The organism is Pseudomonas sp. 22490 (genome assembly GCF_052044465.1).
Lineage (GTDB): Bacteria > Pseudomonadota > Gammaproteobacteria > Pseudomonadales > Pseudomonadaceae > Pseudomonas > Pseudomonas aeruginosa.
The window spans coordinates 21,467-30,991 of sequence record NZ_JBQENS010000054.1; the positions used below are offsets into that span (position 1 = coordinate 21,467).

Annotated in this window: 7 protein-coding genes; all 7 read left to right on the forward strand. The window is 68.3% G+C overall.

Features of this window, described 5'->3' with window-relative positions; genetic code table 11:
- Positions 1 to 58 precede the first annotated feature (58 nt).
- Entirely contained in the window at positions 59 to 577 is a 519-nt protein-coding gene (locus ACTJJX_RS33425) for a sigma-70 family RNA polymerase sigma factor (RefSeq protein WP_003120096.1), read from the forward strand.
- 8 nt (positions 578 to 585) lie between these two features.
- Complete coding sequence (foxR, locus tag ACTJJX_RS33430) at positions 586 to 1,572, forward strand: anti-sigma factor FoxR (RefSeq protein WP_003113290.1); 987 nt, start codon at positions 586 to 588, stop codon at positions 1,570 to 1,572.
- A 143-nt stretch (positions 1,573 to 1,715) separates the two neighbouring features.
- Positions 1,716 to 4,178 carry a ferrioxamine receptor FoxA gene (foxA, locus tag ACTJJX_RS33435; protein ID WP_003113289.1) on the forward strand — a complete coding sequence of 821 codons (2,463 nt, stop codon included), beginning with the start codon at positions 1,716 to 1,718 and terminating at the stop codon, positions 4,176 to 4,178.
- Between the two features lie 117 nt (positions 4,179 to 4,295).
- Positions 4,296 to 5,444, forward strand: coding sequence for a PepSY-associated TM helix domain-containing protein (locus ACTJJX_RS33440; RefSeq protein WP_003089766.1), 1,149 nt, complete (start codon positions 4,296 to 4,298; stop codon positions 5,442 to 5,444).
- A 46-nt stretch (positions 5,445 to 5,490) separates the two neighbouring features.
- Positions 5,491 to 6,015 carry a hypothetical protein gene (locus ACTJJX_RS33445; protein ID WP_003120098.1) on the forward strand — a complete coding sequence of 175 codons (525 nt, stop codon included), beginning with the start codon at positions 5,491 to 5,493 and terminating at the stop codon, positions 6,013 to 6,015.
- A gap of 312 nt (positions 6,016 to 6,327) precedes the next feature.
- Positions 6,328 to 8,025 (forward strand): two-partner secretion system transporter TpsB1, encoded by a 1,698-nt coding sequence (gene tpsB1 / locus ACTJJX_RS33450; protein WP_023082404.1) that lies wholly within the window; start codon positions 6,328 to 6,330, stop codon positions 8,023 to 8,025.
- 112 nt (positions 8,026 to 8,137) lie between these two features.
- The coding region (locus tag ACTJJX_RS33455) for a filamentous hemagglutinin N-terminal domain-containing protein (RefSeq protein WP_023124198.1) at positions 8,138 to 9,525 on the forward strand (1,388 nt) is incomplete at its 3' end.

Sequence of the window (9,525 nt, forward strand, 5' to 3'; positions counted from 1 at the left end):
GGCCGCGGCTTCTCGACAATGCGATTCATTATCATTCATGTGTCGCCCCGACTTTCCCATGTCCGCCCCGATCCTTCTCAGCGCCCACCATCGCGCCATGCATGCGCTGTACAGCGAGCACCATGGCTGGTTGCAGAACTGGCTGCGCGGCAAGCTGGGCTGCGCGGCGGACGCGGCGGACCTGGCCCAGGACACCTTCCTGCGCATCCTGCTCAAGCGCGAACTGCGCGAGATCGGCATGCCGCGCGCGTTCCTGCGGACCATCGCCCGCGGCCTGGTGATCGACCACTGGCGTCGCGAGGAACTGCAGCGCGCCTACCTCGAAAGCATCGCCCACCTGCCCGAGGCACAGGCGCCGTCGCCCGAGGCGCGGGAACTGGTGCTGGAACTGCTGGAGGAAATCTCGCGGATGCTCGAAGGGCTCAAGCCGAAGGTCCGCACCGCCTTCCTCCTGGCCCAGTGCGAAGACCTCAGCCACCGGCAGATCGCCGAACGCATGGGGGTTTCCCAGCGTAGCGTCGAGCGCTACGTGGCCGAGGCGCTGTACCACTGCTACCTGCTGCGCTACGGCGAATGAGCGGAGCCGTGGACGGGACGCGCGGTAGGGTCGACGAAGCGGTGGTCAGGCAGGCCATCCACTGGCTGGTCCGCCTGCGCTCGCAGCCGGCCGACGATCGCCTGCAGCGCGCCTGCGCGGCCTGGCGCGCGGAGCACGGCGAGCACGAGCGGGCCTGGCAGCAGGTCAGCGCGCTCAACGAAGAACTGCAAGGACGCTTCAAGGCGCTGCCCGGCGGGGTCGCCTACGGCACCCTGGACAGTAGCGCGCAGCGCCTGCAGCGGCGCCAGGCGCTGAAACTGCTGTCGTTGCTGGTGGCCGGCGGCGCCGTGGCCTGGGTCGGTCGCGATAGCCTGCCCTGGCAGCGCCTGAGCGCCGACTACAGCACCGCCACCGGCGAGCGGCGCAGTATCGAGCTGGTCGACGGCACCCGCCTGCAACTGAACACCGACAGCGCGGTCGACGTGCGCTACGACGCCGGCCAGCGCCTGATTCTCCTCGCCCGCGGCGAGATCTTCCTCGCCAGCGGCGCCGATACGCAATCGCCCACGCACAGGCCGCTGCGGGTACGTACCGCGCAAGGGCTGTTCGAGGCCCTCGGCACCCGTTTCAACGTACGCCTGCAAGATGCCGCCACCTGTCTCAGCGTCAGCGAGGGTTCGGTGCGCATCGATGCCTTCGGCGCGCGTCCGCTGCAGGCTCCGGTGGCCGAGGCGGGGCAGAGCTATCGGATCGCCGCCGACGGCGTGCGGCGCCTCGAACGGCCGCAGATGGACGCCGTGGCCTGGGCCGATGGCCTCATCGTCACCCGCGACATGCGCCTGGCCGATTTCCTCGCCGAGGTCGCCCGCTACCGCAACGGCTACCTCGGCTGCGCCGCGGAGGTCGCCGACCTGCGCCTGTCCGGGGTCTATCGCCTGGACGACACCGACAAGCTGCTGCAGGTGCTCGCGCGGACCCTGCCGGTGCGCCTGCAGCGACATACCCGCTGGTGGGTGAGGGTGGTCGCCGCCTGAGTCGCGCCGGCGGCCGCGTGGACGCTTGCTTTCGTCCGGAGCGAAACGCACTGAAAATTATTTTCATTATTTTTGTCGGCTTTCCGCGACTGGTCCGGCTTTACCGATTGAACACCCTTCAACGACTCCAACGGATCCCGTTCATGACCGCCACCGCCGTCGTCCTCCGCAATGCCCCGTCGTCCCTCGATTTCCCCCGCGCCTCGCGCCTGAGCCGTTCGGTGCGCGCGGCCCTGCTGTCGTTGGCCATGGCGGCCGGCGCGGCGCCGCTCTGCGCCTCGGCCGCCGAAGCGGCGGCGGAACAGGCGCGGCCCTATGCGATCCCCGCCGGACAGTTGGGCGACGTGCTCAACCGCTTCGCCCGCGAAGCCGGCATCACCCTCTCGGCCACTCCGGCGCAGACCGGTGGCTACAGCTCCCAGGGGTTGCGCGGCAGTTTCACCGTGCAGCAGGGCCTGGCCCGGCTGCTCGCCGACACCCCGCTGGAAGCGGAAGACCAGGGCGACGGCAGCTTCGTCTTGCGCGAGGCGCCGGCAAAGGACGGCGATGTGCTGAACATGCAGGCGGTGGAGGTCTTCGCCCTCGGCAACAACCTGGGCAGCACCGATGGCTACCTGGCCACCCATAGCCAGATCGCCACCAAGACCAGCAAGCCGCTGCTGGAAACCAGCCAGACCGTCTCGGTGATCACCCGCGAGCAGATCGACGACACCGCCTCCAAGACCGTGCAGCAGGCGATGCGCTATACCCCCGGCATCTTCACCGGCCAGGTCGGCGCCTCCAACCGCTACGACTACGTGGTGATGCGCGGCTTCGCCGACAACAGCGTGGACAACATCTACCTCGACGGTCTCAAGGCCATGGGCGACAGCGGTACCTTCAGCTCGATGCAGGTCGACCCGTACTTCCTCGAACGCATCGATGTGCTCAAGGGGCCGTCCTCGGTGCTCTACGGCCGTAGCCTGCCGGGCGGCCTGGTGGCGCTGACCAGCAAGAAGCCGTTGTACGAGGACTACCGCCAGATCACCGGCAGCATCGGCAACATGGGCCAGAAGGAGATGGGCTTCGATTTCAGCGGGCCGCTCGACGAGGAGAAGCGCATCGCCTACCGCCTGATCGGTCTCGGCAAGGGCTCGGACACCCAGTTCGATCACGTCAAGGAGGAGCGCTACGCCATCGCCCCGACCCTGGCCATCGACTTCAGCGACGACACCACCCTGACCCTGCAAGGCTACCTGCAACACGATCCCAACGGGGGCTACCACGGCGGCGTACCGGCCGACGGCACCCTGTCGCACCACAACGGCCGGCACATCTCCCGCGAGTTCTTCGATGGCGAGCCGAGCAAGGACGACTTCGACCGCACCCAGCGGATGTTCGGCTACCAGCTGGAGCACCGCATCGACGACGTCTGGTCGGCGCGGCAGAACTTCCGCTACCTGGACTCCGACGTCGACCTGTCGCAGGTCTACGCCTACGGCTGGAGCGCCAGCGAGCCGAACAAGCTGAACCGCTACTTCAGCGGCGCCCGCGAGCACCTGCAGGCGTATATCGTCGACAACATGCTGCAGGCCGAATTCGCCACCGGCGCGGCGCGCCACACCCTGCTCACCGGCCTCGACTACCAGCGCCGGCGCACCGTGGTCGACTGGCGTTCCGGCTCGGCCTCGGCGCTGGACGCGTTCAACCCGGTCTACGGCGACGACGCCATCAGCTATTTCCCGGACGACAACCACACCCGCCGCCTGGAGCAGACCGGCGTCTACCTCCAGGACCTGATCGACATCGACCAGTGGCGCTTCTCGCTCGGCCTGCGCCAGGACTGGGTCAGCGTCACCGACAAGAACCGCAGCACCGGCAGCAAGGCCGACGACGACTGGGAGAAATTCACCGGGCGGATCGGCGCGCTGTACCTGTTCGACAACGGCCTGGCGCCCTACGTCAGCTACTCCGAGTCGTTCAACCCGAACGCCTATTCCGACGCCTCCGGCACGCCCCTGGCGCCCACCGAGGGCAAGCAGTGGGAACTCGGCCTGAAGTTCCAGGCGCCGGGCAGCAACAGCTTCTACACCGCCTCGCTGTTCCATATCACCCAGGAAAACGTCGCCTCCAAGGAACCCCAGGACAACTTCTACACCTCGGTCGGCGAAGTGCGCTCCCAGGGGCTCGAACTGGAGGCCCATACCCAGCTCAGCGACAACCTGAAACTGCTCGGCAGCTACACCTACACCGACATCACCTACACCAAGTCGCTGGACGGCAACCAGGGCCATACGCCGAACCAGGCGCCCAAGCACATGGCTTCGCTGTGGGCCGACTATGCCTTCGACGCCGGCCCGCTCAGCGGTCTGAGCATCGGCGGCGGCGCTCGCTACGTCGGCGAGACCTGGGCGGACAAGGAAAACACCTTGCGGGTGCCGGACTACACCCTGGTCGACGCGCGGATCGGCTACGACCTCGGCAAGCTCGGCCTGAAAGGCCTGGACGTCAGCCTCAATGCCAACAACCTGCTGGACAAGGACTACGTGGCGTCCTGCTACAGCCTGGACTTCTGCTACTTCGGCGAGAAGCGCAACGTCACCGCGACGGTGAACTACCAGTTCTGACCGTCCACCCGGGCCCCGGCGCCAGCGCCGCGGTACCGGCCAAGCAGCCCGGCGCGCGACGTACGCGCCGGGCATTCGCCGGCGTCGCCGGCCGTACCCTGGTTACCTGGAGCCCCCATGCGCCCCGTCCTGGTCCTGCTGCACCGCTATGTCGGTCTGGCTACCGCGCTGTTCCTTTTCCTCGCCGGTCTCACCGGCAGCCTGCTGGCCTTCCATCATGAAATCGACGAATGGCTGAACCCCGGCTTCTACGCCGTGGGCGAGGGCGGCGAGCGCCTTTCCCCGGGCAGCCTGGTGCAACGCGTCGAGTCACGCTATCCGCGACAACTGGTGTGGTACATGGAGTATCCCGAGGCGGGCGGGCATCCGGCGTTGCTCGCCACCGTGCCGCGCGAGGCCGGCGCCAAGGTCGAGCACGACGTGTTCTACCTCGACCCGGTCAGCGGCGAGGAAGTCGGCAAGCGCCTCTGGGCGGCCTGCTGCTTCCAGCCGGCGAACCTGGTTCCCTGGGTCCTGGAGTTCCACCACAACCTGACCCTGCCGGGGAACTGGGGCCTGTACCTGATGGGCGGGGTGGCGATGTTCTGGTTCCTCGACTGCTTCGTCGGCGCCTGGCTGACCCTGCCGCGCGGCCGGCCGTTCTGGAGCAAGTGGGCGACCGCCTGGAAGATCAAGCGCGGCAACGCCTACCGCTTCAACTTCGACCTGCATCGCGCCGGCGGCCTCTGGCTCTGGCTGCTGCTGGCGCCGGTGGCGCTGAGCAGCGTCGCCCTGAACCTGCCTAGCCAGGTGTTCAAGCCGCTGGTATCGCTGTTCTCGCCGATCGAACCGAGCGTCTACGAGGCGCGCGGGCGGCTGCCCAGGGAGCAACTGGGGGAGACCCGCCTGGACTACGACCGCACCTTCCAGTTGGCCAGCGTCGAAGCGGCGCGGCTGGGCATCGCCGAGCCGATCGGCGAGCTGTACTACAGCTTCGAATACAACTTCTTCGGCGCCGGCTTCGGCGACCACGACGACCCCATGGGCAAGTCCTGGCTGTTCTTCCACGGCAGCGACGGCCGCCTGCTAGGCCAGGAAGTCGCCGGGCAGGGCAGTTGGGGAGAGCGTTTCTACCGCTTGCAGTACCCGATCCACGGCGGGCGCATCGCCGGCCTGCCGGGACGCATCGCCATCGCCGCCCTCGGCCTGGCCATCGCCGGGCTGTCGCTGACCGGTGTCTACATCTGGTGGCGCAAGCGCCGGGCGCGCCACTGGAACGGCCGCTAGACGGCTGTTAGTCTGGCTGCCTCCCACACCACCAGAGGATGGACGAATGAACGCAAGGATCGCCGCATTGGGACTGCTCCTGCCCCTGGCCGCCGGCAGCGCCGTGGCCGCGGAGGAGGGCAGCTCGGTCAAGGATGCGGCCAAGGCCGCGGTGTCCTCGGCCATCGAGACCGGCAAGAACCTCCTCGGCGGGGTCAGCGAGGGCATCACCAGCGGCCGCCAGTCGGCCCAGGGCGCCGATGGCGCCAAGGTGGTCTCCGACAACGCCGGCTTCGCCGAGATCGGCCAGGTCGAAGTGCTCAAGACCGAGCCGCGCGACCAGCAACTGGCCGTCACCCTCGGCTTCAAGAACGACAGCGACGCCACCGTGCGCCTGATCAACCTGACCCAGACCGGCGCGCTGCTGGTGATCGACAACGACGGCTACTCCAACGCCCTGGTCGCCCTCGCCAACCCCGACGACGTCACCGTCCCGGCCAAGGCCGGCATCCGCCAGACCTTCGTCTTCGAAGGCGGCGCGGAAGGGATCAAGGCGGTGCGCCTGTGGGGCAAGGACCTGCCGGTGAAGTGAATTCGAGTCTGCGTCAAAGCAGCCCCGCCTTGGCGGGGCTTCTTTCTGCCGGGCCACGAGCGCAAATAATCAGCTCACCAGAACCCGGCCGAGCGCTGCCTGGAGACCGATAGGTCCTTCCCATTACGAAAATGACGACATCGCATCGATCCTGAAACGTCCGTACAGCCAGGACGACGCAATGAAGGCAAAGTGCCATTCCCTCCTGTCCCTGTTTGGATTAGCATTCCTACTTTTGGACTAATCCCCCCTCAACACGCCCATGTCGTTTAGCTATGCGGTGGATATTGAAGGGAACTCTCAGGACATCGGATGTTGCGTTCTAGCTATCGAGCGGTTGTCGCTGGCTTGGTTTTACTGCCGCTGCTTGCCAGCGCCGCCCCCTTCACCTCCCCCGGTGACCGCGACCTGATCCGCGACCGCCAGCAGCGCCTGCTGGACGAACAGCGCAAGCGCCTGGAGGAACTCCAGCAACTGCCCGGCAAGGGAGCGCCCGCCGCTGCGGATGCCTCCGGCGGCGACGAGCGCTGCTTCGAGATCCGCCGCATCGAGCTGGAAGGCGCCGGGCACCTCGGCGAAAGCGCGCGTCGCCAACTGCTGGCGCCCTACCAGGGGCGCTGCCTGGGCGTCGGCCAGCTCAATGCGCTGCTCAAGGCCGTCACCGACCATTACCTGGATCGCGGCTACGTCACCACCCGTGCCTACCTGCCACAGCAGGACCTGGCCTCCGGGACCCTGCGCATCATCGTCGTCGAAGGCCGCCTGGAGGGCCTGGACAGCTCCGCGCTGGCCAGCCCGCGCGAACTGACGATGAGCTTTCCGGGCAGGACCGGCGAGTTGCTCGACCTGCGCGAGCTGGAGCAACTGGTCGACCAGTTGAGCCGCCTGCCGTCGCGCCAGGCGCAACTGGAGCTGGTGCCCGGCAGCGAGGTCGGCGGCAGCCGGGTGCGTCTCAAGGGCGAGCGCGACAAGCCCTGGCGGGTCTCCGCCACGCGCAACAACGACGGCGACGTCAGCACCGGCGAGCAGCAGATGGGCCTGGGCCTGGACTGGGACAGCCCGCTGGGCCTGGCCGACCAGCTCAACCTGCGCGCCAACCGCGACGCGGTGACCGACCGCTGGCGCCATTCCGACAGCCAGAGCCTGTTCTACAGCCTGCCCTGGGGCTGGTGGACCTTCACCTACGGCTACAGCCAGAGCGACTACCGCACGCGCAACGAGGCCAGCGGCTTCCCCTTCAAGCTCGATGGCGACAGCCGCAGCCACCAGTTCCGCGCCGAACGCGTGCTGCACCGCGACGGTGTGAGCAAGACCGCCATGAGCCTGGGGCTCAGCCACCAGCGCACCAACAACTATGTCGAAGACACCCGCCTGGAAGACCAGAGCACGCGGATCACCGAGACCCAGCTCGGCTTCAACCATGGCCGGCGGATCGGCAGCGGCTTCGTCAACCTCGACCTCGGCTGGCAGCAGGGCATCGGCGCCCTTGGCGCGCAGGGTCGCGGCCACCCGCAGGCGGGCGATCCGAATGCGCGCTACGACAAGTACAGCCTGACCCTCAGCTACCTGCAGCCGTTCCAGCTATGGGGCGAGCGCTTCAGCTTCGACAGCCTGGCCACCGGGCAGAGGAGCGAGGACGTGCTGTTCAGCCCGCAGCGCATCAGCCTCGGCGGCAACAGCTCGGTGCGCGGCTTCAAGGACCAGACCCTGACCGGCGACAGCGGCGGCTACTGGCGCAACCAGTTGCGCTGGCGGCGCGCGGTGGAGTGGGCGCCGCTGCGGCCCTGGCTGCAGGAATACGGCGTGGCCTTCGCCTACGACGTCGGCGTGATCCGCCACGACCGCTACAACGACGGCGCCAGCGGGCGCATGAGCGGCAACGCCATCGAACTGGATGCCCGCGGCCGCTATTTCGCCGCCAGCGTCGGCTTCGCCCGCTCGCTGGAGCGGCCCAGCGCCATCGAGCGGCGCGAGCACCCGATCTATTTCCGGGTCGACGCGTTCTTCTGAAGACGCGGCGACCTCCTGAACGCTTTAGGAAAGCGCCTACCTGCATCGAGGCCCTTTCCTTGGAAAACCTTGCTTAACCTCGCCGGGCCCCTACCCGCCAAGGAGTAACGATATGGACATCCGCAGCCCGCTGAACCAGTGCATCGCCCTGTCCCTGGCCGGCATCCTGTTCCTCAACCCGATCGTCGCCGCGGCGGCGGGGCTGGCGCTGGACAAGGCCGCCGGCGGCAACACCGGCCTGGGCCAGGCGGGCAACGGCGTGCCCATCGTCAATATCGCCACGCCCAACGGCGCCGGGCTGTCGAACAACCATTTCCGCGACTACAACGTCGGCGCCAACGGGCTGATCCTCAACAACGCCACCGGCAAGACCCAGGGTACCCAGCTCGGCGGGATCATCCTCGGCAACCCCAACCTCAAGGGCCAGGCGGCGCAGGTGATCCTCAACCAGGTCACCGGCGGCAACCGCAGCACCCTGGCCGGCTACACCGAGGTGGCCGGGCAGTCGGCGCGGGTGATCGTCGCCAACCCGCACGGCATCACCTGCCAGGGCTGCGGCTTCATCAACACGCCGCGCGCGACCCTCACCACCGGCAAGCCGATCATGGACGGCCAGCGCCTGGAGCGCTTCCAGGTGGACGGCGGCGACATCGTCGTCGAAGGCGCCGAACTGAACGTCGGCAACCTCGAACAGTTCGACCTGATCACCCGCAGCGCCAAGCTCAACGCCAAGCTCTACGCGAAGAACCTCAACATCGTCACCGGCCGCAACGACGTCCAGGCCGACAGCCTGCAGGCCACGCCGCGCGCCGCCGATGGCAGCGAGAAGCCGCAGCTGGCGATCGACAGCTCGGCGCTGGGCGGGATGTACGCCGGGGCGATCCGCCTGGTCGGCACCGAGCAGGGCGTGGGGGTGCGGCTGGCCGGCGACATGGCCGCCAGCGGCGGCGACATCCGCATCGACGCCAGCGGCAAGCTGAGCCTGGCCCAGGCCTCCAGCCAGGGCGACCTGAAGATCGCGGCCCAGGCCGTGGAGCTGAACGGCAAGACCTACGCCGGTGGCAGCGCCGAGATCCGCAGCGCGGAGGAACTGGTCAACCGGCAGAGCCTGGCGGCGCGCGAACGCATCGCGCTGGAGGCGGCGCATATCGACAACGCCGGGGTGATCGAAGCCGGCGTCGAGCCAGACGAGCGGCGCAACGCGCGCGGCGACCTCGAGCTGCGCAGCGGCACCCTGCGCAACGCCGGCAGCCTGGTGGCCAGCCGCGCGCTGGAAGCGAAGGCGAGCCAGGCGCTGGACAACCAGGGCGGCAGCCTGAAGGGGGCGACCGTCCGGGTCGACGCCGGGCACCTGGACAACCGTGGCGGCAAGCTGCTCGCCGAGGGCGAACTGCGGGTCGAGGCGAGCAGCCTGGACAACCGCCAGGACGGCCTGTTGCAGAGCCGGGACCGCGCCGTGGTCAAGACCCGTGGCGATCTCGACAACCGTGGCGGCCAGGT